29 protein-coding genes and 1 pseudogene are annotated in these 24,703 nt (G+C 38.1%); 29 read left to right on the plus strand and 1 reads right to left on the minus strand.

Features of this window, described 5'->3' with window-relative positions:
* Positions 1 to 2: 2 nt before the first annotated feature.
* The 26 genes and pseudogenes from ODOSP_RS15050 (at position 3) to ODOSP_RS15175 (ending at position 19,645) form a co-directional block, all read left to right on the plus strand.
* The gene (locus ODOSP_RS15050) at positions 3 to 1,208 is read left to right on the plus strand and encodes an ATP-grasp domain-containing protein (protein WP_013613156.1); all 1,206 of its coding nucleotides are present in this window, start codon (positions 3 to 5) and stop codon (positions 1,206 to 1,208) included.
* Positions 1,205 to 2,155 (plus strand): hypothetical protein, encoded by a 951-nt coding sequence (locus ODOSP_RS15055; protein ID WP_013613157.1) that lies wholly within the window; start codon positions 1,205 to 1,207, stop codon positions 2,153 to 2,155. Before ODOSP_RS15050 ends, ODOSP_RS15055 begins: the two co-directional genes overlap by 4 nt.
* The gene (locus ODOSP_RS15060) at positions 2,156 to 2,746 is read left to right on the plus strand and encodes a GNAT family N-acetyltransferase (protein WP_013613158.1); all 591 of its coding nucleotides are present in this window, start codon (positions 2,156 to 2,158) and stop codon (positions 2,744 to 2,746) included. It abuts the gene before it with no gap.
* A complete protein-coding gene (locus tag ODOSP_RS15065) occupies positions 2,739 to 3,668 on the plus strand; it encodes an ACP S-malonyltransferase (RefSeq protein ID WP_013613159.1) in 930 nt (309 codons plus the stop codon). Before ODOSP_RS15060 ends, ODOSP_RS15065 begins: the two co-directional genes overlap by 8 nt.
* 2 nt (positions 3,669 to 3,670) lie before the next feature.
* On the plus strand, positions 3,671 to 3,898 hold the full coding sequence (locus ODOSP_RS15070; protein WP_013613160.1) for an acyl carrier protein: 228 nt from the start codon (positions 3,671 to 3,673) through the stop codon (positions 3,896 to 3,898).
* A gap of 3 nt (positions 3,899 to 3,901) precedes the next feature.
* The gene (locus tag ODOSP_RS15075; protein ID WP_013613161.1) at positions 3,902 to 4,660 is read left to right on the plus strand and encodes an SDR family NAD(P)-dependent oxidoreductase; all 759 of its coding nucleotides are present in this window, start codon (positions 3,902 to 3,904) and stop codon (positions 4,658 to 4,660) included.
* Between the two features lie 66 nt (positions 4,661 to 4,726).
* Positions 4,727 to 6,250 carry an AMP-binding protein gene (locus ODOSP_RS15080; protein WP_013613162.1) on the plus strand — a complete coding sequence of 508 codons (1,524 nt, stop codon included), beginning with the start codon at positions 4,727 to 4,729 and terminating at the stop codon, positions 6,248 to 6,250.
* Between the two features lie 35 nt (positions 6,251 to 6,285).
* A complete protein-coding gene (locus tag ODOSP_RS18980) occupies positions 6,286 to 7,083 on the plus strand; it encodes a GNAT family N-acetyltransferase (RefSeq protein WP_013613163.1) in 798 nt (265 codons plus the stop codon).
* A 13-nt stretch (positions 7,084 to 7,096) separates the two neighbouring features.
* Positions 7,097 to 7,324: an acyl carrier protein gene (locus ODOSP_RS15090; protein WP_013613164.1), complete on the plus strand. Its 228-nt coding sequence runs from the start codon at positions 7,097 to 7,099 to the stop codon at positions 7,322 to 7,324.
* Positions 7,325 to 7,326: 2 nt separating this feature from the next.
* Positions 7,327 to 8,415: a 3-oxoacyl-ACP synthase III family protein gene (locus ODOSP_RS15095; protein WP_013613165.1), complete on the plus strand. Its 1,089-nt coding sequence runs from the start codon at positions 7,327 to 7,329 to the stop codon at positions 8,413 to 8,415.
* Positions 8,390 to 9,007, plus strand: coding sequence for an MBL fold metallo-hydrolase (locus ODOSP_RS15100; protein WP_083813752.1), 618 nt, complete (start codon positions 8,390 to 8,392; stop codon positions 9,005 to 9,007). The genes ODOSP_RS15095 and ODOSP_RS15100 overlap by 26 nt, the downstream gene beginning before the upstream one ends.
* Positions 8,995 to 10,041 carry a glycosyltransferase gene (locus tag ODOSP_RS15105; RefSeq protein ID WP_013613167.1) on the plus strand — a complete coding sequence of 349 codons (1,047 nt, stop codon included), beginning with the start codon at positions 8,995 to 8,997 and terminating at the stop codon, positions 10,039 to 10,041. The genes ODOSP_RS15100 and ODOSP_RS15105 overlap by 13 nt, the downstream gene beginning before the upstream one ends.
* Before the next feature lie 38 nt (positions 10,042 to 10,079).
* Positions 10,080 to 11,255: a hypothetical protein gene (locus ODOSP_RS15110; RefSeq protein ID WP_013613168.1), complete on the plus strand. Its 1,176-nt coding sequence runs from the start codon at positions 10,080 to 10,082 to the stop codon at positions 11,253 to 11,255.
* Positions 11,256 to 11,319: 64 nt separating this feature from the next.
* Complete coding sequence (locus tag ODOSP_RS15115; protein WP_013613169.1) at positions 11,320 to 12,054, plus strand: glycosyltransferase family 2 protein; 735 nt, start codon at positions 11,320 to 11,322, stop codon at positions 12,052 to 12,054.
* A gap of 35 nt (positions 12,055 to 12,089) precedes the next feature.
* Positions 12,090 to 12,902 (plus strand): glycosyltransferase family 2 protein, encoded by an 813-nt coding sequence (locus ODOSP_RS15120; protein WP_013613170.1) that lies wholly within the window; start codon positions 12,090 to 12,092, stop codon positions 12,900 to 12,902.
* A complete protein-coding gene (locus ODOSP_RS15125; protein ID WP_013613171.1) occupies positions 12,895 to 13,890 on the plus strand; it encodes an NAD-dependent epimerase/dehydratase family protein in 996 nt (331 codons plus the stop codon). The genes ODOSP_RS15120 and ODOSP_RS15125 overlap by 8 nt, the downstream gene beginning before the upstream one ends.
* A gap of 49 nt (positions 13,891 to 13,939) precedes the next feature.
* Entirely contained in the window at positions 13,940 to 14,230 is a 291-nt protein-coding gene (locus ODOSP_RS15130; protein WP_013613172.1) for a nucleotidyltransferase domain-containing protein, read from the plus strand.
* Positions 14,227 to 14,700, plus strand: coding sequence for a hypothetical protein (locus ODOSP_RS15135; protein ID WP_013613173.1), 474 nt, complete (start codon positions 14,227 to 14,229; stop codon positions 14,698 to 14,700). The genes ODOSP_RS15130 and ODOSP_RS15135 overlap by 4 nt, the downstream gene beginning before the upstream one ends.
* 76 nt (positions 14,701 to 14,776) lie before the next feature.
* The gene (gene rfbA / locus ODOSP_RS15140) at positions 14,777 to 15,673 is read left to right on the plus strand and encodes a glucose-1-phosphate thymidylyltransferase RfbA (protein ID WP_013613174.1); all 897 of its coding nucleotides are present in this window, start codon (positions 14,777 to 14,779) and stop codon (positions 15,671 to 15,673) included.
* Between the two features lie 55 nt (positions 15,674 to 15,728).
* Positions 15,729 to 16,049 (plus strand): nucleotidyltransferase domain-containing protein, encoded by a 321-nt coding sequence (locus ODOSP_RS15145; protein WP_013613175.1) that lies wholly within the window; start codon positions 15,729 to 15,731, stop codon positions 16,047 to 16,049.
* The gene (locus tag ODOSP_RS15150) at positions 16,046 to 16,444 is read left to right on the plus strand and encodes a HEPN domain-containing protein (RefSeq protein WP_013613176.1); all 399 of its coding nucleotides are present in this window, start codon (positions 16,046 to 16,048) and stop codon (positions 16,442 to 16,444) included. The genes ODOSP_RS15145 and ODOSP_RS15150 overlap by 4 nt, the downstream gene beginning before the upstream one ends.
* A 64-nt stretch (positions 16,445 to 16,508) precedes the next feature.
* Entirely contained in the window at positions 16,509 to 17,081 is a 573-nt protein-coding gene (rfbC, locus tag ODOSP_RS15155; RefSeq protein ID WP_013613177.1) for a dTDP-4-dehydrorhamnose 3,5-epimerase, read from the plus strand.
* A 50-nt stretch (positions 17,082 to 17,131) separates the two neighbouring features.
* Positions 17,132 to 17,545, plus strand: a pseudogene (locus tag ODOSP_RS15160) (SDR family oxidoreductase); the annotation flags it as partial.
* On the plus strand, positions 17,545 to 18,609 hold the full coding sequence (gene rfbB, locus ODOSP_RS15165) for a dTDP-glucose 4,6-dehydratase (protein ID WP_013613178.1): 1,065 nt from the start codon (positions 17,545 to 17,547) through the stop codon (positions 18,607 to 18,609). The pseudogene ODOSP_RS15160 and the gene rfbB, both read left to right, overlap by 1 nt.
* Positions 18,596 to 19,126 carry a UpxY family transcription antiterminator gene (locus tag ODOSP_RS15170; protein ID WP_013613179.1) on the plus strand — a complete coding sequence of 177 codons (531 nt, stop codon included), beginning with the start codon at positions 18,596 to 18,598 and terminating at the stop codon, positions 19,124 to 19,126. Before rfbB ends, ODOSP_RS15170 begins: the two co-directional genes overlap by 14 nt.
* Before the next feature lie 9 nt (positions 19,127 to 19,135).
* A complete protein-coding gene (locus tag ODOSP_RS15175) occupies positions 19,136 to 19,645 on the plus strand; it encodes a hypothetical protein (RefSeq protein ID WP_013613180.1) in 510 nt (169 codons plus the stop codon).
* A 256-nt stretch (positions 19,646 to 19,901) separates the two neighbouring features.
* Here the strand turns inward: ODOSP_RS15175 and ODOSP_RS15180 are convergent, their stop codons facing one another.
* Positions 19,902 to 21,053 carry an AAA family ATPase gene (locus ODOSP_RS15180; RefSeq protein ID WP_013613181.1) on the minus strand — a complete coding sequence of 384 codons (1,152 nt, stop codon included), beginning with the start codon at positions 21,051 to 21,053 and terminating at the stop codon, positions 19,902 to 19,904.
* 271 nt (positions 21,054 to 21,324) lie between these two features.
* Here ODOSP_RS15180 and wecC point away from each other — a divergent pair, with 271 nt between their 5' ends.
* From wecC to ODOSP_RS15195, 3 genes are read left to right on the plus strand one after another with little or no spacing between them, the layout of a single operon-like run.
* Positions 21,325 to 22,533: a UDP-N-acetyl-D-mannosamine dehydrogenase gene (wecC, locus tag ODOSP_RS15185; RefSeq protein WP_013613182.1), complete on the plus strand. Its 1,209-nt coding sequence runs from the start codon at positions 21,325 to 21,327 to the stop codon at positions 22,531 to 22,533.
* A gap of 7 nt (positions 22,534 to 22,540) precedes the next feature.
* Positions 22,541 to 23,692 (plus strand): non-hydrolyzing UDP-N-acetylglucosamine 2-epimerase, encoded by a 1,152-nt coding sequence (gene wecB, locus ODOSP_RS15190; protein ID WP_041557520.1) that lies wholly within the window; start codon positions 22,541 to 22,543, stop codon positions 23,690 to 23,692.
* The gene (locus ODOSP_RS15195) at positions 23,685 to 24,701 is read left to right on the plus strand and encodes a polysaccharide biosynthesis protein (RefSeq protein ID WP_013613184.1); all 1,017 of its coding nucleotides are present in this window, start codon (positions 23,685 to 23,687) and stop codon (positions 24,699 to 24,701) included. The genes wecB and ODOSP_RS15195 overlap by 8 nt, the downstream gene beginning before the upstream one ends.
* Positions 24,702 to 24,703 lie beyond the last annotated feature (2 nt).

The following is a 24,703-nucleotide window of genomic DNA, read 5'->3' on the forward strand; positions in this document are numbered from 1 at the left end:
GGATGAAACAGAAAAAATTATTGTTGTTGGGAGGACTACGTTATTTACTCCCGGTGATAGAGGCTGCCCATAAATTGGGGTATTATGTGATAACGTGTGATTATATTCCCGGTAACATTGCGCATAAGTATTCGGATGAGTATCATAATGTGAGTATTATAGACAAAGAGGCTGTTTTGGCGTTAGCCCGGGAGTTGGAAATAGATGGAATTATGTCGTTTGCGGTAGACCCTGGAGTAGTGACGGCGGCTTATGTACAGGATCAGATGGGATTGCCGGGGAATCCTTATGAGTCAGTGAAGATATTGCAGAATAAAGACCGGTTCCGTCGTTTTTTGTCGGAGTATGGTTTTAATGTGCCTTGGGCATTTGGTTTCTCTTCTGTGGGGGATACTTTGTTAAAATCCGGTGAGTTTACTTATCCTTTAATTGTAAAACCGACAGATTCCGCAGGGAGTAAAGGTGTGACAAGAGTGGACAGGGCGGAGGATCTGGAGGATGCGGTAAAGTATGCTTTGAAGCATTCTATTTCGGAAAGGGTGATTGTGGAGGAGTTTATAGAAAAGGAAGGTTGTTCATCGGATACGGACTGTTTTTCCGTAGATGGGGAGTTGAAGTTTGTTTCTTTTTCGGCGCAACGCTTCGATGAAAAGGCGGCAAATCCTTACACACCTTCTGCATTTAGTTGGCCCTCGACTATGACGAAAGAACAGGAGGCGGAGTTAACTTTCGAGTTGCAGCGGTTGTTGTATTTGTTAGGGATGCGGACATCGATTTATAATGTGGAAACTCGTATAGGGAAGAATGGGAAAACTTACATTATGGAGGTTTCACCACGTGGAGGAGGCAACCGTTTGGCGGAAATGTTACGTTATGCGACAGGGGTAGATTTGATTACCAATGCGGTGAGGGCTGCGGTAGGTGAAGAGGTTGTCGGTGTGGAACAGAAACCTTATCAAGGATACTGGGCGGAGGTGGTACTGCATGCAGATAAGGATGGATGTTTCAACGGATTGGAAATGGATGATGAGTTCCGAAATAAGCATGTGAAAGAAGTTGATTTGTGGGTAGAAAAAGGGGATTCCGTTTCTGCTTTCAGGGGGGCGAATGACGCGATAGGGACGTTGGTGGTGAGGTTTGATACGGATGATGAATTACAGGAATTTATAAAGAGGGGAAAAGACAAGTATCAAATTGTGCTTAAATGAAAGAAATAGGTGGCTATTTTGAATTAGAATTGCATAAGGGTGGACATTATCATCCTGATGCTTTGCATTTAAATACGGGACGGAATTGCTTTGAGTATATTTTGCGGGCCAAAGGATATAAAAAAGTTTATATTCCTTATTACACGTGTGAAGTGATGTTGGAACCTTTACGGAAATGTGGGGTAAAATGGGAGTTTTATCATATTAACGAGGATTTCGAACCATTGACTTCGTACTCTTTGGCTACTGATGAGGCATTTTTATATACGAATTATTGGGGATTAAAACAAGCGTGTGTAAAGAGATCGGCAGAGCGTTATGGAAAACAATTAATTGTAGATAATGCACAAGCTTTTTTTGCTTCTCCGATAGAGGGTGTTGATACCTTTTATTCGGCACGCAAGTTTTTTGGAGTACCGGATGGGGCCTATCTTTATACAGACAAGTTTTTAAATGTAGAGTTAGAACAGGATGTCTCCTGTCAACGTTGTGAACATTTATTAAGGCGGATTGATGAAGGGGCCGAAAGAGGATATGAGGCTTTTAGGCGGAATGATGACGCATTGAATAATCAACCTATTAAAAAGATGTCCCAATTGACGGAATCGATTTTAATGGGTGTGGATTATAAAATTGTCGTGGAACAGAGAAGAGGGAATTTCAACTATTTGCATTCTTTTTTGGGGAAAAGAAATAGATTGAATTTGGAAACATTGAAAGATGAAAAAGTACCAATGATTTATCCTTTCTTTGTGCAAAATATTGATATTAGAAAAAAATTGATTGCTAATAAGATTTTTGTAGCAACTTATTGGCCAAATGTTTTTTCCTGGACAGTTGCAGACTCCGTTGAACATGGATTTGCAGATTACTTAATACCGTTACCGATTGATCAGCGTTATGGTGAAGATGACATAGAACGTATATTAAAAATAATAAATAATTAGATGTCCATAAAATTTAGAGAGTTTGAAAATAGGGATATAGATTTTGTTTATCACTGTAAAAATGACGAAAATCTTTCTCGGTTAATAGTTGGAGAATTTAAGCCCATATCAAAATCTGAAGCAATCCAATGGGTTGAAGGATGTAAAGGGCATCATGATGATTACATTTTTTGGGCAATTTGTAAGGATGATGAATCTGAGGATATAATAGGGTGGGCAAGTTTGGCAAATATTAATAAAGTGAATAAAAGTGCTTCAACTCATAGCATTGTTATCGGAGATAGGGATTACAATGATGGTTTTACTTGGATTGAGACTGTTCGCTTTATGTTTGAATATGCGTTTGAAACACTTAAACTGAATCGTCTCTATGGGGTTTCGTTGGTAGGACATCCTATGAGTAACATAATAGGAGATTTGATGTTTATGGCAAAGGAAGGAGTACTTAGACAGGCGATATTTAAAAATGGAAGATTTTATGATCTCTTGTATAATGCAATCCTTAGAGATGAATATTATATACATAAAGAAAATGGAGATTATGAGATGAGAAAGATTATTAAAAGACTAAGAAATTTACGACATGGATAATGCTTTTATTTTTTCAGGACAAGGAAGTCAAAAAGAAGGTATGGGGAAGTCGTTATATCTCAACTCTCAGGTTGCTAGGAAAATATATGAAGATGCGGATAATATTTTAGGTGAAAGATTCTCTGATTTTATATTTAACGCATCCGAGGAAGTATTAATGGATACAAGATATACGCAGCCGGCCATATTTATCTATGAAGTTGCTGCTGCGTTGGGACAATCAGATTTTAAACCTGATTGTGTGGCCGGTCATTCTTTGGGCGAATATGCCGCACTTGTTGTTTCTGGGACTCTTGATTTTGAGGAAACACTTAAGTTTGTATGGAGAAGAGGACAAATTTTCCATGAAGCATTTCAAAAGCATCCAAGTGCAATGGGGGCTATTATAGGTATCCCTGATGATAAAGTTCTTTCGGTTCTGCAAACTGTTGGGAATGAGGATGGGAATAGCCTTTATATAGCAAATTATAATGGACCGGGGCAATTGGTTATAACTGGTGACAGAACCTCTATAAAAAAAGCATGCAAGATTTTTAAAGATATGGGAGCTAAAAGAGCTGTACTTCTTCCTATGAAAGGAGTTGGACATTCTCCTAATTCTAAAGAGGAGGGTGAAATTCTTGAAAAAGAAATAATGAAACTAAGTTTTAAAACACCAAATATTCCAATATATCAGGATGTTGATGCCTTACCGCATAAAGACCCCGTTAAAATTAAAGAGAATCAAATAAAACTTATGACGAGTCCAGTGCAATGGACGAATATAACTCGGAATATGGTTTCAAATGGAGTTCGTAACTTTTATGAAGTAGGTACAGACGATACTTTACAGAAAATTGTTTCGCGAATGTATCCTGATTTATTAGTGACATCTATTTGGACATGCAATGACTATAGAAATATAAAACCATATAATTTATAATTATGAATATAGATAATTTTATTGAAAATTTTGCAGGAGAATTTGAGGAAACTCCTATAGAGAACTTTTCGATGGATACTGAGTTCAAAAGCCTTGAAGAGTGGAATTCATTAACAGCCCTTTCTATCATTTCGATGATAGATGATAATTATGATAAAACTATTACAGGGGCTGATTTACGGAAATGTGTAACAATTAAAGAGCTTTTTGATCTTGTTTCCTCAAAATGATAGATGATGAACCGTGCATTTTCTCTTGAGGGTAAAACCGTATTTGTAACAGGTGCATCGTCCGGTATAGGTAGAGGTATCGCTGTCGGTTGTGCTCGCGCCGGAGCAAAGCTAATACTCAATGGACGGGATCGAGATAGATTAAAGGAAACTTTATCTATACTTGATGGGGAAGAACATTCTATTATTGTCGGTGATTTGTCGTGTGAGTCGGATATCATTTCTATTGTTGAAAATTTACCAGAAATTCATGGTTGGGTTAATAGTGCTGCAATACCCAAAGTTTGTCCTATAAAGTATTTTGATAAGAACAATATTGAAGAGATATTTAGTGTTAATATTATTTCGACCATGTTGTTAATGTCAAAATTATTAAAAACGAAAAAGATTAAACGAGGGGCATCAATTGTGCTGATTTCAGCCATAACAGGAGCATTTGTTGGTAGTCGAGGCGATACTTCGTATTGTGCGACAAAAGGCGCGGTTAATGGTTTCATGAAAGGCGCTGCATTAGAGTTAGCGTCCTTAGGAATAAGAGTCAATACCGTAAATCCTGGTCTTGTACCGACGAATATCTTAAAGTTATCTGATCAACTTGCAGGTGAATCTCATCATACAGAGTTGATGTTCGACCAATATCCTTTAAAGCGATTAGGTACTCCAGAAGATATTGCTAATGGAGTTATATATCTTCTTTCTGATGCATCTTCATGGGTTACAGGACATGCGCTGGCTGTTGATGGTGGATATCTTCTACAATAGAGAGTCCTAGTATATGGAATCGACTAAGTAGGTCGTGTTATAAAATAATTCTACAATATTAATAAAATGGTAATTAATTTACTTGAACTTTTTGACCTCTCTGTCACAAAAAATGGAGACAAGATTGCAATAGTTGATGGAACTCGTACAATCTCTTTTAACGATCTTGATAAAAAATCCGATATACTTTCTCAAAAGATTCATAACATAGCTGAGTCTGTCAATCGACCTGTTGCTGTCTTTCTTCCCAAATGTATAGAAGCTGTAATTGCAAATATTGCGATTATGAAAAGTGCAAATATATTTATGAATCTAGATGTAAAGACGCCTGGTCAGAGATTAAGTAATATAGTGGACTTGATTGAGCCTGTTTTAATTATAACCGACGTAAAGAATGTTGAGTTAATTAACGAAGTCTCGGGGAAAATTCCTATATTGATAATTGATGATGTAAATTGGGAAGAAAATATCAACAAGGAGACCGTAAAGCAGCAATGGTCATCTGTAATTGATACGGACCCATTTTGTATTATAAACACTTCAGGCTCAACCGGAACTCCCAAAGGTGTGGTGTTGAATCACCTGAGTTTCCTTGATTTCATCTATAGGTCGCATGAAGCTTTCAACATAGGTGAAAATGAAATAATGGGGTCGTTGTCTCCTCTTGTATTTGACATCTATGTCCTCGAATTGTGCATGTTAATGTACCGCTCTGCAACTATTGTACTTCTTCCGGCTCATCTATCTGCTTTCCCGGTAAAAATTCTTAAGATAATGCAGCAACAACACGTGACTTTTATCTTTTGGGTTCCAACAATAATGGTAAATATTGCCAATATGGGACTATTGGAAAAAGAACCACTACCGAGTCTGAAACTTGTATGGTTTGCAGGAGAAGTTTTTCCGACCAAGCAGTTCAATGTATGGCGAAAAGCATTGCCCCATACGAAATTTGCTAACTTATATGGCCCTATTGAAACAGCGGTTGACAGTATCTTCTATATCGTAGACCGGGACATATCAGACAATGAGCCGATTCCAATAGGATATGCATATCGCAATACTGACATTCTTCTTTTAGATCATGAAGACAAAATGGTAACAACGACAGATGTAGAGGGTGAAATATGTGTTCGTGGAAGTTCGCTTGCATTAGGCTATTACAATAACCCTATAAAAACAGCTGCGGTATTCGTACAGAATCCTTTGAATAATCATTATCCGGAACGGATTTATCGTACTGGTGATATTGCGATAATCAATAGCCGAAATGAGATTGTATTTAAAGGGCGAAAGGACAGTCTTATAAAGCATCAAGGTTATAGAATAGAATTAGGAGAGGTAGAGCATGTAATAGTCAATATACTCCAACTCGTTAAAAACGGATGCATTGTGTACAATTTTAATAAAAAAGAGATTACCTTGTTCTATGAAAATTCAGAAGAAATATCTATACCCGATTTCCGAAAGACGTTGTCAACCCAATTGCCAAAGTATATGATACCTTCTTCTTTCTTCAGAGAAAATGAACTTAAACGTAACACTAACGGAAAGATTGACCGACTTTACTATAAGGAATTAGTAAATTAAAGATATCGGAATAGGGGTTTACATAACAACGTGCAATGAGAATATTAAAATTAGAGCAACTCTCCTCAATTAACCAGCTGAATAATACCATCAATGATTTTAAGCGAAACGGACGAAGTTTTTTTACAAATTACATACCGGATCGCACACTTCATGAAAAATGGGTTGAACAAGGCAATGCATTTGTTTTTACATTCGACAATGGAATATATATAGTCTTTGATTGCGAATTTATGCTAAATATAATATTTATTTCTCGTTCAAAGGAAGAAATAAATGATTGTTTGACAGAAATAGGCAAGAAGTATGGGAAGCCAGCCGTCTTGGAATATATACTCCGAGAAGGAAAAGATCAATCATTAGGTTTACCTAACAAAATATTGCGTCGAATGAGTCGTTGTGGTACATTTGCAGATTCGATTTTACCATCAAAATGTGTAAAAAAAGCTATTTTGGATGATATCCCAGCGCTTCTCGCAATTTTCAAGCAGTATTTTGATCCTCTGACTGAACGCATACCCGATAATGATGAATTTATAAAACTTATAAGTAGCAATGGGATTTCAATTATGTGTAAAAATACAGAAATCATTGGAATGGTTATCTACCAAAAAAATACTTTGAGCATTCACCTGCGGTATTGGTGGGTTTCTCCAAATTATAGGGGAAATGGAGTGGGAGCCGATTTGTTAAAAGATTTTTTTCATTCAGGCAGAGGGTGTAAGCGTCAATTCCTTTGGGTTTTTTCGGATAATACTAATGCCATAGAAAGATATAAGCATTATGGATTCTCCTTTGATGGGTTAGCTGATGAAATATACATAGTTAAATAACAAATCAGAAAAAATGAAAGAAAAAATTTTAAACATTCTGAAAGATATTCGGCCAGAATTTGATTTTACAGCAAGTCTCAATTTTATAGAAGATGGAATGCTTGATTCCTTCGATATAGTGACACTCGTAAGCGAGTTGGAAGATAATTTTGATGTGCTGATAGATGGCGAAGATGTTATCCCTGAGAATTTCGACTCTATTGAGTCAATTATGAATATAATTCAAAAATCAAAAAAATAGAAATGTTATTGCAATTTAAAAATAAACGAATTTCATCCATTATTTCCGTAATTCCAGCTAATGAAGTGAATTTTATGGATGAAATTGGTAACTATTCTTTTACCGAAACTCAAATGAAAAAGCTTAAAAAAGTAATGGGTTTTGATAAACGAAGAGTCTCTTTACACGGTGAAACTGTTAGCGATTATGCAATAAAGGGAATTTCGACTCTTATTGAAGAAGGGGTTATTAAAGAAAATGAAATTGGTGCAATAGTAGTAACAACTACATCGCCAGATTATTTCATACCACCAACAAGTAATGTTATTCAAGGGCATTTCCATTTTGATATGGACACAATTTGTATAGATACTTCACAAGGTTGTTGCGGATTTGTTGTCGGGCTTGTCGAAAGTTTTATGCTTCTTGACTCTATGAAAAATAAAAAAGTCCTTCTTATAACAGGAGATATGTTAAGCCATAAAGTCTCACGTCGGGATAGAGCCAGTAGACCAATTACAGGCGATGGTGTCGCGATAAGTGTAATTGAGAATAGTTTAAATACTGGTGATATTTACGCATCGATTAAAAATAATGGGAAAGCGGCTTTTTCAGTTTATATCCCGGCAGGAGGGTCGAAAATTCCTATAACAGAAGAAACTGGTATTGAAAGAGAAGATGAATTTGGCAATTGGCGTAATCTACAACAACTTTGCATGCAGGGTGATCTTGTTTTCAATTTTATAATCAATGATACACCAGTAATGATAGAAGAACTTATGACTGAAGCTAAAGAAATTAAAGAAAATGTTGATTATTTTATCTGTCATCAGTCAAGTGTTTTCACATTAAAAAAATTGAGAGAGCATTTGGGAGTCTCAAAAGAAAAACTTCCAAACGATATTGTGCCAATATATGGGAATTCAAGTAGTGCAACAATTCCTGTGACTTTAACGCACCATTTTTCTGATATGTTTAAGGATAAAAATATTAACAGGATTATGTTTGCGGCATTCGGTACCGGACTTTCATTGGGAGCAGTGTTAATGGACGTTCCTAAATTTGATTATTGTGAATTTATTGAGTATGCCCATTCAAATGCTCAATTGTAAGCCAATAATAAATAGGTTGTTTTCATCTGTAACCTATTTGATTATCTCTAATGAGGGATCTTCGGCTTGGGTTGTTGATCCAGGAGATATGGATAGATTAACCCCGTATCTTAACAATACACATATCTATATTTCTGGAGTCTTATTAACTCATGCTCACTTTGATCATATTTATGGGTTAAACGAAATTATAGCATTATTTCCGACCACAAAGGTTTACACCAATGAGTTCGGGAAGAGAATGCTATTAAACGAAAAGATGAATCTCTCAAAATATCATGATTCACCATTTATTTTTTCAAGGGAAGATTCAATTGAAAGTATTAGCGATGGTAGCAAAATAGAACTGGATAATGAAATCAAGGCACAAGCTATTTACACTCCAGGGCATAATCCAAGCTGTATCACTTGGATTATTAAAGATTGTCTTTTTACAGGAGATTCGTATATACCAGGAATAAAGACTGTTACCAATCTTCCCGCATCAAACAAAGAGCAGGCACGAATAAGTGAGGAGAAGATTAAAAGTTTGGGTAATGATAAATTGATTTATCCCGGTCATTTAATATCTGAGATTCCATGGCATCATTAAAGGATGATACAGTAATTCAACTTCAAAGAATTTCAACAATTTGTAAGTTGAAAGTTCCGGTTGTTGTAGTTTGGTGTATGACTTATAATCATGCTAACTATATAAAGGAGGCGCTTGATGGATTTGTTACTCAAATAGCATCTTTCCCGTTTATTGTGATAGTTCATGATGATGCTTCGTCTGATAAAACATCTGAAATTGTCTGTGAATATGGGGAAAAATACTCTGATATAATTTATCCAATAATCGAAACAGAGAATCAGTATTCTAAACAGGATGGTAGCTTAGACTATATTATGAAAGCTGCAATTAAAGCTACTGGCGCAAAATATATAGCCATGTGTGAGGGAGACGATTATTGGACAGACCCGTTAAAATTGCAGAAGCAGGTAAATGTGCTTGAAAAAAAAATAGAAATAGGAGGAGTATATAGCCGGGTACAATGTTATTTTCAAGGACATAGAAAATTTGAAGGATATATTGGTAAGGATTATATTTCTTTTGAAAATTTATTGAGAGAAAATACAATCCCCACTTTAACCGTATTGATTAGAAAAGAGTTATTGTTAAAATATATAGAAGAGATAAAACCGGAAAGGCAAAACTGGGAAATGGGGGATTATCCGATGTGGCTTTGGATAGCCTATAAGAGTAAATTCTATTTTATGAACGAGATTACAGGTGTATACAGAATATTAAACGAGTCAGTTTCGCATTCTGATTCTGTTGATAGACATATAGAATTTTATAACTCTTGCAGAGATATTCAACACTATTTCATTGATTATTCACATCGGTTTGATTTATTAAATTGGGTCGAAGAATATTACAACAGTAGAATGTATCAATTATGTCTGGAACAAAATTATATTGAAATTAAAAGCTACCGGGACTATTTTAAAACGATAAAGCCGACATCTTTCAAAACAAAAATGTTTAAAATATCTGCTAATTACAGGATTTGTGAATATCTGATGAAAATATGTCTCCAGAATATTTTTATTAGAAAATTATATAATAATATCAATAAATAAAGTTTGTCTAGTAGAAGGCAATAATAGTTTAATGTTTTATGAATATAGTCATTTCTAAAAGTGATTTAAAATTATTATGCCTTGAAGTATTTTTTATTCTATCCTTTGCATATATAACTTATGCTTCTAATATATATATTGTATGGGGAATAATCACATTAATTCCGATTCTATTCTTTACAAAGAGAAATAATATAATCCCTTTTCTTTTTACAATCTGTTTTTTCTTTTTTGTTTGTTTATATTATGTGTTGTATGGAATTGAGGGAGGTTTTAGGATTTTAAAGACATATACGATATGCTTGACGTTCATTATTTTGTCCCAAAGTAAGCAGGAGGCTGAAAAAATTCAAATTTTATTAAAGCCTCTTCATTACTTTATGACTCTGTCGGCTTGGATTGTTTGTATAGATTTTGTATTATATTGGGGGGGCGGACATACAATCATGAATTTTACGAGTAGTGGTCTTATGCCAAGACCTAATGGTCTGATGGAAGATTCCAATTTCTATAGTTATTTGATGGTTTGCTATATTATGTATTTAAAATATACGTATGGCAAATCGACTAAGCTGTTTATTATTTCCATTTTTCTCTCCGGATCTTTTTCGGCTATTATGATTTTGTTATTGCTGTTGTTTTTTTACAAAAGAACAACAATCAACAATTTGTCTCAGCGAATGCAAAAATGGAAAGTTTGGAGGATACTGATTATTATGAGCGTCTTGATTATTCATTTATCCTATTACATGATTTTAGAATATAAAAATCAGATTATAGATTACATTGAGGCCGTAGACATGAATCCATTATTAAAAGTTAAAGCGGCTTCTATGTTCCATCGTTTTGAATCTCAGGAGATTGCAATCCATGAAATTAATAAATCCGGAAAATATTTTTTTGGAGGTGGACCAGGAATAACGAGAACTTTGAATGATAGAGATATGAATTTACATAACACCTATTATCAAATGTATGTAGAAATAGGGGGAGTCATGTTATTTATCGTTGCCTTCTTTTTATTTTACTATATGTTGGATATAAAAAATGTCAGTTTCTTATTGTTATTCGGAATTATGTCCTTGTTTGGCAATATGCTTGAAGTTTTTTATGCTCCGGTTCTTTCTTTTATCTATTTCCTTTACAAATTAAACGGACATGTCACATCCTCTAAAAAGTTTTCAGATAATTTTTCTTATAACATGTACGAATAATGTAAACATTTCAACATGTCTTGAGTCTATATCTAAAAACAATCATTCTTTAAATTGCTTGATATTGCTACTATTACAGAATAATGTCAAGTTATCTTTAGAGTCCTATATAACACCTTATACCTCAATAAAAGTTTTGCATAAAACTCATACGATACCCTTATCTCAAGCACGTAATATTTTACTAAAGTCTGAAAGAATTCATGCTGGTTCTTTTTATATGTTCCCTGATGATGATTCTGTTTTTGACCAACATTTTTTTGAATTTTTTACTAAAATAATTACTGGTAATACTTTAATAGCAGTTAAGGGAACTCAAAGTAAATCAGTATATTTTTTGAAAATGCCGGAAAGGAAATGGGCATTAATATCGGATTTTGATAAAGCAATTAGCGTCAATATGGTGATTAAGGGAACTACTATACAGAAAGTTGGAAACTTTGATGAAAAATTAGGGGTTGGTAACTATTATGGGGCAGGTGAGGATAATGATTATTTTTTACGATGCAATGCTATTGAACAATTTGTTTTCAGTAATGATTTATGGAATTATCACCCTTTACCCTGTAAAAATACATTACAACCAGTTAGTAAGATATTAATTCGTTATAAATCTTATGGACGGGGAGTAGTCTACATGTTATTAAAACATCGAATGATTACAGAGGCAGCTAAAGTGGTAGTTAAGGGGTATCTCGGATGTATAAAAAACTTGATGATGTTGAATTGGAAAATGGCTTATGTATATTTAATTGCTGGTAGCGTGAGGTTTTATACTTTTCTGAAGAATATTAAATAGATATCAAAGTTTGTAAATTAAATTTGAAATCACATATGTTAACAGCTTCTATTGTCTTATATCATCATTCTCCAACAGAAGTAAGTGATATAATAAATTGTGTTTTAAAAAGTTCTGTATCAACTCTTTTTATCGTTGATAATTCTACAAATGATGTTTCCCGAAAATTGGAAAACGTTTCAGATCGAATCTGGTATATTCATAGTGCTAATTTAGGATATGGAGCAGGACATAATATTGCTATTCGTAAAGCTATTGAACAAGGGGCGGATTATCATGTAGTTCTTAATCCGGATATTTATTTTGGAGAAGGGACTTTGGAGAAATTAGAGGCATATATGGAAGTGCATAGTGAGGTTGGGCAAATTATGCCTAAGGTATTTTATCCTAATGGAGAATTACAATATTTGTGCAAATTGGTACCTTCTCCTCTTGATTTGATCTTTAAACGTTTTTTACCTTCTTTTCTGACTAATAAGAAATTATATAAGTTCCAATTACGTTTTTCGGGATATGATAAAATCATGAACATACCATATCTGTCAGGATGCTTTATGTTTTTTAGAATTAGTGTCTTACAACAAATTGGATTGTTTGATGAGCGTTTTTTTATGTATCCGGAAGATATAGATATAACTCGCCGGATACATGAGAAATATAAAACTATTTTTTATCCGGACGTTTCTATTATACATGCTCATGCTGCCGCCTCAAGGAGTAATGCTAAGATGTTGAAGATACATATTATCAATATAATAAAATATTTTAATAAATGGGGTTGGTTCTTTGATTCTAAACGGAGAAGGATTAACAAACAAGTTTTAAAGGAATTGAAAAGTCATGAGTAAAAGGATTGTTTTAATTGGCGGTTCTGGATTTGTTGGCACACGTCTGATTGATTTATTTCAGCAAAAGGATTATGAAATACAAAATATAGACAAACAGCAAAGTCATTTTTTCCCGAATATAACAGCAATCGGGGATGTGAGGGATAAAGCAAAGTTGATGCAATTGTTACATGGAGCAACGGTAGTTGTATTGTTAGCGGCAGAACATCGGGATGATGTTACTCCCATTACAAAATATTATGACGTGAATGTCGGGGGAATGCAGAATGTGTTGGCTGCAATGGAAGCTAATGATGTGAAACACATTGTATTTACTTCTTCAGTAGCTGTCTACGGTTTGAATAAAGAGAATCCCAATGAAGAACATCTGAAGGATCCGTTTAATCACTATGGAAAAAGTAAGTGGTTGGCGGAAATGGAACTTGAAAAATGGTATCGGACTCATCCCGATTGGAATATCAATATTTTACGGCCTACAGTTATTTTTGGAGAAAGGAACCGGGGGAATGTTTATAATCTGTTGAAACAGATTGCCGGAGGAAAATTTGTCATGGTGGGAAAAGGGGAAAATAAAAAATCGATGGCTTATGTCGGGAATATTGTGGCATTTATCAAGTTTTTGATTGAGAATAAGCAGGAAGGATATAATGTCTATAATTATATCGATAAGCCTGATTTTACAATGAATGAGCTGGTAGGACATGTGAGCCAGGTATTGAATAAACATATTCCCATGACGCATTTTCCTTATTGGTTAGGAATGCTGGGAGGATATTGTTTTGATGTATTGGCTTGGATGTTAAGAAAGAAGTTAACCGTTAGTTCTGTCCGTGTGAAGAAGTTTTGTGCAACAACCCAATTCGATGCATCGAAGGTTGGATTATCCGGTTTTAAAGCCCCCTATACTTTAGAAGAAGGGCTTGCACGGACTTTGGAATTCGAATTTGTTCATCCCAGACAAGATGATATAACGTTTAAAAGCGAGTAGTTTGTAAAAGTGAAAAATTTCTTATATTTGTTACAAAAATAAGTTGTTTATGCGTTTGACTCAGGGGGAGATAGATACGATTGTCAGGATTGCAAGGGAGATTTATGGCTGGGGAGTAGAGGTGTTTTTATTTGGTTCGCGTACGGATGACAGTAAGCGGGGTGGGGATATTGATTTGTTGGTTAGAAGCACGGGAGAGAAAAAAGGGATCCTGGAACGGGTGCGAATGGTGACCAGGTTAAAACTGGCATTGGGGGACAGGAAGATAGATGTGATCGGGGATTACGAGGATAATGCGGTTGTGCAGGAGGCGTTGTTACATGGAATACGATTGATATGACAGATAAGCGGCAGGAATTGAAAGATTGGTTGCTTCGGGCATTTGAAATCTGTGATAAACATATAACCCGAATAGAGGAGGCTTTATGTGGATTGAAACCGTATTTCCCATTGGATGAGGAGAAGTATTTGAATCTGAATAGCGAGGCGGTGATGCGTTTGGATCAGTTTATATTTCGCTTTTCCAGGTTGCAAGACGTTATTGGGGCAAAGATATTCAGATATGTACTGGCGTGGTTGTATGAGGAGGAAGAGACAATGTCCATGCGGGATGTTCTGGATCGTTTGGAACGCCTGGGGGTGATTGATAGTGTTGAAAGTTGGGGCTATATGCGGGAGTTGAGAAATACGATAGCACATGATTATCCGTTAGATACTCAAGAGGTGGTGCTTTCATTAAATGAATTGGTCGGAAGTACGGAAACGTTGAAAGTTGTATATGAACGTTTAAGAGGAAGGTTTTTTGCTTGATATATTAAATGGACGATGGATTGGAGGGGGAGAAAATCTTTTCGATAGAAATACATAATCACAAAATTTTTTATTTATGAAAGGTATAGTGCTTGCCGGAGGTTCCGGTACGCGGCTTTATCCTATTACGAAAGGGGTGAGCAAGCAATTGCTACCCATTTTCGATAAGCCGATGATTTATTATCCGGTGTCGGTGCTGATGTTGGCAGGGATTCGGGAGATATTGATTATTTCAACCCCTCAGGATTTACCCGGATTCCGGCGGTTGCTGGGGGACGGATCGGATTACGGGGTGCGTTTCGAGTATGCGGAGCAGCCGAGTCCGGACGGGCTGGCACAGGCGTTTATCATCGGGGAGAAATTTATTGGGGAAGATTCGGCTTGTCTGGTACTGGGCGATAATATATTTTATGGTCAGAGTTTTACACGGATGCTGCTGGAGGCGGTGAGGACGGCAGAGGAAGAACAAAAGGCGACGGTTTTCGGTTATTGGGTGAATGACCCGGAACGGTATGGTGTGGCGGAGTTCGACAAGGAAGGGAATGTGTTGAGTATCGAAGAGAAACCTGCACAGCCGAAATCCAATTATGCAGTGGTGGGGTTGTATTTTTATCCCAATAAGGTGGTGGATGTGGCGAAGCATATCAAGCCGTCGGCACGCGGAGAACTGGAGATTACAACGGTGAACCAGCGTTTCCTGCAGGATCAGGAGTTGAAAGTGCAGTTGCTGGGCCGGGGATTTGCGTGGCTGGATACCGGAACGCATGATTCATTGAGTGAGGCGTCGACTTTTGTGGAGGTGATTGAAAAACGGCAGGGGTTGAAACTTGCCTGTCTGGAAGGGATTGCTTTGCGGCAAGGCTGGATTACACCGGAGAAAATGCGGGAACTGGCACAACCTATGATTAAAAATCAATATGGACAATATCTTCTGAAATTGGCGGCTGAATTTGCCAGAAAGGAGAAAAAATAAAAATCGTTTGGGCTTTGCCCGGGAATTTGCTATTTTTGCTAAAAAGAATCAGAATATGAAAGTGGCTTATAAAACAATGCTGGAGTTGATCAAGCAGAATGTGCACGAGGTGGATGCTACGGCACAGGTTTGGTTGTATGGGTCACGGGTACGGGGAGAAGCCCGGGAGGATTCTGATTGGGATATCCTGGTGCTTTCGCAGAAGGATACATTGTCTTTTAAAGAAGAAGAGCGTTTCATGGATCATATTTGTGAGTTGATGGTGAAGACCGGGCAGGTCATTCAGTTGTTTGCCTACGGAATGAAAGACTGGCATTCGCGTCATGCCATTACTCCTTTTTATCAAAGTGTACAATCTGAGGCTGTTTTGTTATGACAGAATGTGACGATAGTATGCTTGCTTATGTCCGTTATAGACTGGAAAAATCTCTGGAGGTTTATAAGGCAGCATGCGTATTGTATGATGCCGCACAGTGGAATTCTGTGATAAACCGTTTATACTATGCTTGTTTTTATTCTGCTTCCGCTTTATTGCTTTATAAACATATTATTGCAAAATCCCATTCCGGCGTAATTGGACAATTTTCAGAAAATATGGTAAGAACCGGGATTTTTTCTGTAGATGAATTTCGCGTGTATGCGAAATTATTGAATTGGCGTTCTAAAGGTGACTATAATGATTTTTTCGATTTTTCGAAAGAGGATGTTGATTCAATGATGAGGCCAACTAAGCATTTTATTGATAAGGTAGTAGCTCTGATAGAACTTTAAAGGTATTATTCCCTGGCAGGTTGTTTTTTCTTGAAACACATTGTGTGATATTATCAATTAAAATATGGAACTGATTGAAACCTGTATACCGGGTGTTGTCATCGTGCAACCCCGTATTTTCGGTGATGAACGCGGCTATTTTTTTGAGTCGTTTTCACAGCGGGATTTCGAACGGCAGGTATGTAAAACCGTTTTTGTCCAGGATAATGAGTCGAAATCGTGTTACGGTGTGGTGAGGGGGTTGCATTTCCAGAAACCTCCGTATGCCCAATCCAAACTGGTGCGGGTGGTGAAAGGTCGTGTACTGGATGTAGCGGTGGATATCCGGAAGGGATCACCTACGTTCGGGAAGTATGTTTCCGTTGAATTAACGGAGGAGAATAAACGGCAGTTTTTCATTCCGCGGGGATTTGCCCATGGGTTTGCGGTATTGAGTACGGAAGCTGTTTTCCAGTATAAATGCGATAATTTTTATGCACCGGAAAGTGAGGGGGCTTTGGCCTGGGACGATCCGGATTTGGGAATCGACTGGCGGATTCCGGCCGCTAAGGTGATCCTTTCTGAAAAGGACAGACACCATCCATGCCTGAAAGATGCCTGTGATTGGTTTGACTATAATGTGAATCTCTATGAATAGGATATTGGTGACCGGAGCCAACGGACAGTTGGGGAATGAGATGAGGCGGCTGGCTGTATTCTGCTTTCGGGAATAATTTTGTAAAGACCATACAGCGTTTGACAGTGGAAAGGGAGCAGTTGAATGTCGTATTTGACCAGGTGGGAACGCCGACTTATGCCGCCGACCTGGCCGCTTTGATCGTTCATGTCCTTGAAACAGGAAAATACAGGCAACATCAGGGAATTTACCATTTTTCCAATGAGGGCGTGTGTTCGTGGTATGATTTTGCTAAAGAGATCGTTGCTTTATCGGGAAATACTTGTGACATCCGGCCGTGCCATTCGGATGAGTTTCCGGGTAAAGTAAAACGTCCGGCTTTCTCAGTGCTGGATAAAACAAAAGTGAAACGGGATTTTGATTGTACCATTCCTTACTGGAAGGATTCACTTGTGAAATGTATAAATGAATTAAAACGGAAATAATGGATTTTAAAAGGAATATATTGATTACCGGTGGTGCCGGTTTTATCGGCTCGCATGTAGTGCGTCTGTTTGTGACGAAATATCCGGAATATCATATCATTAATCTGGATAAGCTGACTTATGCGGGGAATCTGGCCAATCTGGCAGACATCGAACAGCAGCCGAATTATACTTTTGTAAAAGCAGATATCTGTGATTTTGAAAAGATACTGGAATTGTTCCGGCAGCACAGTATCGACGGAGTGATCCATCTGGCAGCGGAAAGCCATGTAGACCGTTCGATCAAAGATCCGTTTACCTTTGCTCAGACGAATGTGATGGGGACCCTGTCTTTGTTGCAAGCCGCTAAAGTAAGCTGGGACGGACAATATGACGGGAAACGTTTCTATCATATCTCTACCGATGAGGTGTACGGGGCCCTGAAGTTTGACGGCACCTTTTTTACGGAGACCACGAAATATGATCCGCATTCCCCCTACTCGGCTTCGAAAGCTTCTTCCGATCATTTCGTGAGAGCCTTTCATGATACCTTCGGTATGCCTACCCTTGTAACCAATTGCAGTAATAACTACGGTCCTTACCAATTCCCGGAAAAACTAATCCCTTTGTTTATCAATAATATCCGTCACAATAAACCTTTGCCCGTTTACGGAAAGGGGGAAAATGTGCGTGACTGGTTGTATGTGGTGGATCATGCCCGGGCCATCGATCTTATTTTCCATAATGGAAAGGTTGCCGAAACATATAATATCGGTGGCTTTAACGAATGGAAAAATATCGATTTGATCCGGGTTCTGATCAAGACGGTAGATCGCTTACTGGGACGCCCTGAAGGAGCATCGGAGAAGCTGATCACATACGTGACAGACCGGGCCGGACATGATTTGCGCTATGCTATCGATTCGACGAAACTGAAAAATGAATTGGGCTGGGAACCTTCTTTACAGTTCGAGGAGGGTATAGAGAAAACGGTGAAATGGTATCTGGATAATCAGGAGTGGCTGGATCAGGTGACGAGCGGAGATTATCAGGGATACTATGAAAGGATGTATGGCAATAGATAGGCAAAAAACGGAAACGGTTCATTGGCACGCTGTCTTCACCGCCTCCCGTGCGGAGAAGAAGGTGCGTGACCGGTTGGAGGAGCTGGGTGTGGAGTGTTTTTTGCCGGTACAGACGGTGTTGAGGCAGTGGACGTACCGGAAGTCGCGGGTGGTGGTGCCGGTGATTGCGGGGTTGGTTTTTGTGCGGGTAGGCCGTCAGGAGCAGGTGAAGGTGCTGCAGACGAAAGGGGTGGTGGCTTTTCTGAGGCTGAAGGGAGAGGCGGGGGCTGCTGTGATTCCGGATAAGCAGATGGAGGACTTCCGTTTTTTGTTGGATTTCTCTGAGGAAGCGGTGGAAATGACCAATGAAAATATAAAGGCCGGTGATTTGGTCAGGGTGGTGAAAGGTTCGCTGAGGGGGATGGAAGGTGAACTGATCAGACACAAGGGAGTAACGAAGGTGTTGGTACGTATTGATATGCTGGGGTGTGCCATGGTTAATATTCCGGCGAGCTTTGTAGAAAAATTAAATAAGTAATGATCGGCAATGAAAGAGTTTTCTGTTTGTTATGATCGTTTTTGCCTGGGGAATTATACCCTGGTTTGTGATGGTTCGGATACCGTTCAGGCGACCGCGGATCTGGGGGCTTTCGAGATGTATGTCCTGGGCATGTGGAACGATGGGCTGGTGGTGACGATGAAGGCATACGATGAGGTTTGTGGTGAAAATCAGTTTGTCCTGCTTGTACCGGACGGCAGCGAGCAGTTGATGAGTTTCTCCCCGGGTAGAGGTTTTGTGGTCCGGCCATACCGGGCGGCACGTCAAGGCCGTTTTGCCTATTTGCTTGATTTCTTATGCGGTTTGAAATACAAAGGTTATCAGGGTTATGAGGAGTATGACGAGGAAGAAAAGATGATTTTCGGTATTGTGCGGGTCGGTGAAAAATCCCTGACCTATGGAGGAAAAAATTTGCAGGAAGTGAAATCTGATTTCATTCAAAAAATCGAACAAGAAACTGCGTCAAGGGATAATAAAATAACAAATTCAGAAATTTAGAAATTGAAACCGATTGATTAAAAGAATTATTACGGTTTCAAAAGTGACAAAGGTTACAGTGGTTCAGTCTGACTTCTGTAACCTTTGTCACTTTTGTAATTCTGCTAACCGATAGAGGTGCCCCTAATTCACTTCCAACGAGGGTGTCCAAAAAGTATTTGGCACCCTCGATTTATTCGTATCCCTATTGGAGACTGAAATCAAATATCCGATTCTACAAGGGGGTATTTTGCCTTTTTGGACACCCTCGTTTTGTTTATAACCGGAAACCGGTTCCGTAAACCGTTTTTATCCACAAAGCAAAAAGACGGTCTGTGAGAGAATACGTCTTATTGATTTCTGTGATAAAATCTTTATCCAGCAACTTCTTTATAGCCGATTGTACAGCGCTGGCCGAAGCCAGCCGATGACGTTTAATAAAAGCAGAAGAAGTGACTTGACGGGCTTCTCCATCTTTTGCAATGGCGTACAACACTTCTTTCTGACGTTCCGGTATATGGGAAAGGATTTCCCGGAATATGGTGTCGTTGTCACTTAGTAGCCTATCGATACTTTGTTGAAGAATACTAATCGTACACTCCTTATTGTTTTCAGTATCTGCAAAACCTTCATTAAAAGTTTTTTGAATATAATAAGTATGCCCCTGAAACAAGGCGTATACCCGTTTGGCCGTGTCTTCGGAAATAGATTTTCCGAATTTATTGAAATTACCGACAATGAAGGGAATATATTTCTCGTCGGGGATAGCACTTAGTTCGAGCATATCTGCACTATGGTAAAATGGACGTGAAGCAGATACGAACATATTTTGCATCATATGCCGTTCACTTCCTGCAAAAATGAAATGGCAATTATTTATTTTTTGAATATGTGTCCGCAACAAAGCCTCGATATTCTTTTCCGGATATTTAGCGATCTGCTGAAATTCGTCGATGGCAATAATACAGGGTTTATCGGCTTTGGCAAGATAAACGAAAATTTCATCCAACGTATATTCGGGTCGGTCGATATCCCCTAACTCCAAACTAAAAGTCGGGGTATTCGACAGCGGATCGAAACCGAATTTCCCGCTAATTGATTTCAGTGTCTGCATAAAAAGTTGAGTCATTCTTTTACTCCGGGGCAGCAACGTTTCATAAATCTCTTTCCCCAGCGTATAGGTAAACTCCCTCAGACTGGAAGTATGTAAGATGTCGATGAAAAAAGTGTAGTACGTTTTTTTCCATTCCGGTTTTTCATAACAAAACTGAATTAATCCCGTCTTTCCCATCCTTCTCGGGGAAATAATCACCAAATTATTCCCGTTATCCAACGACCGGATCAAACGGGCCGATTCTTCTTCCCGATCACAAAAATAGGCCGGATCGATTTTCCCCGTCACAATAAAAGGGTTCACTATTTTCCTCATAACTCCATTTTTATACAAATATAATTATATTATCCGAATTATGCAAATCACATAATATTCTATGTAAAAATTGCATTCCAATCGTTTTTTATCTCATATTAAACAAAACTCCCTGATCCGATAACAGATCAGGGAGTTTTGTTTAATATCCTATATGTAATGGGAACTGGTTTAATTAAATTCTGATTTAATTGAACTCTTTTTATTGGCATTTTGGAGGTACCTTCATCTAAAATAGTCGTTAATAATTCTTGTTTAAAATCTGATAACAATGAAAGCATGCTTTATGGGATTGGGTTATATAGGCCTGCCTACAGCTATAATTGCTGCTAAACACGGTATAGAAGTGATTGGGGTAGACATTAATCCCCAAGTTGTAGAGATGACTAATCAAGGGAAATTACATATCGTAGAGCCTGGCTTGGAAGCTTATCTGGAGGAAGTGATCTCTTCCGGCCAGATGAAAGCTGCTGTGAAGCCGGAGATCAGCGAGGCTTACTTTATAGTTGTGCCTACTCCTTTTAAAGGGAATCATGAACCGGATATATCCTATGTCGAGGCTGCTACTCGTGTTGTTATCCCTTTTTTGAAAGTGGGAGATTTATTTGTTATAGAGTCGACTTCTCCGATAGGAACGACGGAAATGATGACAAAACTTATTTTTGATGAGCGTCCTGAATTGGAAGGGAATATTTATATTGCTTACTGTCCGGAGCGTGTTTTGCCTGGAAATGTAATATATGAACTGGTGCATAATGATCGGGTAATTGGTGGTATAAATCCTGAATCTACTGAAAAGGCAATTGCATTCTACAGTCAATTTGTACAGGGAAAATTGCATCGAACAAATAGTCGTACGGCCGAAATGTGTAAATTAACGGAGAATTCTTCCCGGGATGTACAAATTGCTTTTGCAAATGAATTGTCATTGATTTGTGACAAAGCTGGGATTAACGTATGGGAATTAATTGAGTTGGCGAATAAACATCCGCGTGTCAACATTCTACAGCCGGGATGTGGAGTGGGGGGCCATTGCATAGCTGTCGATCCTTATTTTATTACGGCGGATTTTCCGATGGAATCCCAGATTATATCTAAAGCTCGTGAGATTAATAACTATAAATCGTTTTGGTGTGCAGAAAAAGTACAAAACGAGATGTTGAAGTTTGAATTGGTTCATCATCGTCAACCGATTGTCGCAATGATGGGACTTGCCTTCAAACCCAATATCGATGATCTTCGTGAATCTCCAGCGAAATATATTACGACAAAAGTATTGCAGAGCTGTAATAACGCCGATATTTTAGTGGTGGAGCCCAATGTGTCTGAACATAAAGTGTTTAAGCTGGCGGACTATGCTGAAGCTTATGAGAAGGCAGATATTGTGGTATTTTTGGTAGCACATAAAGAGTTTAAGACACTTCCTTATCGGGATGATAAAGTAATATTGGATTTTTGTGGTATTTACAAGAAGAATTGATCCGGTTGTGAAAAAAGTAATGCTTGTTTTCGGGACTCGTCCTGAAGCCATTAAAATGGCACCGCTGGTAAAAGAATTCCAGAAATATCCTGAGCAATTCCAGACTATTGTATGTGTAACAGGGCAGCATCGTGAGATGTTGGATCAGGTACTTCAGTTATTTGAGATTGTTCCTGATTATGACTTGAATATTATGAAACAAGGTCAGGATTTGTATGATGTTACTGCCCGGGTGTTGACGGGGATGCGGGATGTATTGAAAGGAACGCAGCCTGATATAGTTCTTGTACATGGGGATACCACTACCTCGACTTCGGCAGCTTTGGCTGCATTCTATCAGCAAATTCCGGTAGGACATGTAGAGGCGGGTTTGCGTACACATAATATATACAGTCCCTGGCCGGAAGAAATGAATCGGTTGATTACCGGTCGTATTGCCAGCTACCATTTCTCTCCCACACCACTGAGCCGTCAGAATTTATTGGACGAAGGGATAAAAGAAGAAGCGATTACAGTGACCGGTAATACGGTGATCGATGCTTTATATATGGTTGTGGACAAAATCAAACATGATAAGTCTTTGGATATACAGCTGGAAGTTTCTCTGAAAAAAGCCGGATATAATGTGAAACGTTTGAATGAGGATCGGAGTCTTGTTTTAATTACAGGACACCGTCGGGAGAATTTTGGGAATGGATTCATTCACATGTGTCAAGCTATTAAAACTTTAACCGAAAAATATCCTCAGGTGGATTTCGTTTATCCGATGCATCTGAATCCCAATGTGCGGCAACCAATCTATGAAGTCTTCGGTGCTGCCCGACTGTCCAATATGTTTTTTATCGAACCTTTGGAATATCTTTCTTTTATCTATCTGATGGAGAAAAGTACAATTGTATTGACAGACAGCGGTGGTATTCAGGAAGAAGCTCCGGGATTGGGTAAGCCTGTGTTAGTTATGCGCAATACAACTGAACGACCGGAGGCTTTGGAGGCGGGGACGGTTAAATTGGTTGGCACAGATTATCATAAAATAGTCAATGAGGTTTCTGCTTTATTAGATGAACCGGAATATTATGATCGGATGAGCAAAGCTGTAAATCCTTATGGAGACGGGGAAGCATGTAAAAGAATAATAAATACAATCCAATATGTTTAAAAATAAAGTGTTGATGATTACCGGAGGAACCGGTTCGTTTGGTAATGCTGTTTTGAAACATTTTTTAAATTCGGATTTAAAAGAAATCCGGATTTTTAGCCGTGATGAGAAGAAACAGGAAGATATGCGTATCGAATATAAAAATGATAGGTTGAATTTTATCATTGGTAATGTCCGGGACTTTGATTCGATCAATAATGCCATGTTAGGTGTGGATTATGTTTTTCATGCGGCAGCTTTAAAACAGGTGCCTTCTTGTGAATTTTATCCTATGCAGGCGATACGGACCAATTTATATGGAGCGGAAAATGTATTGGAGGCTGCTGCCAGGAATAATGTGAAGAAGGTGGTGGTTTTAAGTACTGATAAAGCAGCTTATCCAATTAATGCTATGGGAATGACAAAGGCTCTGATGGAGAAACTGGCAGTTTCTAAAGCACGGGATTCCAGGGTGATGCAAAATGGAGGGGTGATTTGTGCTACTCGTTATGGCAATGTGATGTGTTCCAGGGGCTCTATTATTCCTTTATTTATTAAGCAGATCAAAGAGGGTGTGCCTATGACGGTAACGATTCCTGAGATGACCCGTTTTATGATGTCTTTGGATGATGCGGTTAATTTGGTGTTATACGCATTTGAACATGCGGAACCAGGAGATTTGTTTGTCCAGAAAGCACCTGCGGCTACAATAATCGATTTGGCAACAGCTGTCCGTGAATTGTTTCATGCCAATAATGAAATAAAAATAATCGGTGCCCGGCATGGTGAGAAGATGTATGAGACACTGTGTACCAAGGAAGAGATGTCCAAAGCTTTCGATTTGGGTGATTTTTATCGTGTCCCTGCGGATTTCAGGGATTTGAATTATACAAAATATATACAAAAGGATGGTCCGAAATTGATTGAAGATGAGTATAATTCCGCCAATACGAGGAGATTATCAGTCGATGAGTTAAAACAGTTGTTGTTATCCCTGGATTATGTCCGGGATGAATTAAAAAATTACTGAAA

It is taken from the genome of Odoribacter splanchnicus DSM 20712 (assembly GCF_000190535.1).
GTDB lineage: Bacteria > Bacteroidota > Bacteroidia > Bacteroidales > Marinifilaceae > Odoribacter > Odoribacter splanchnicus.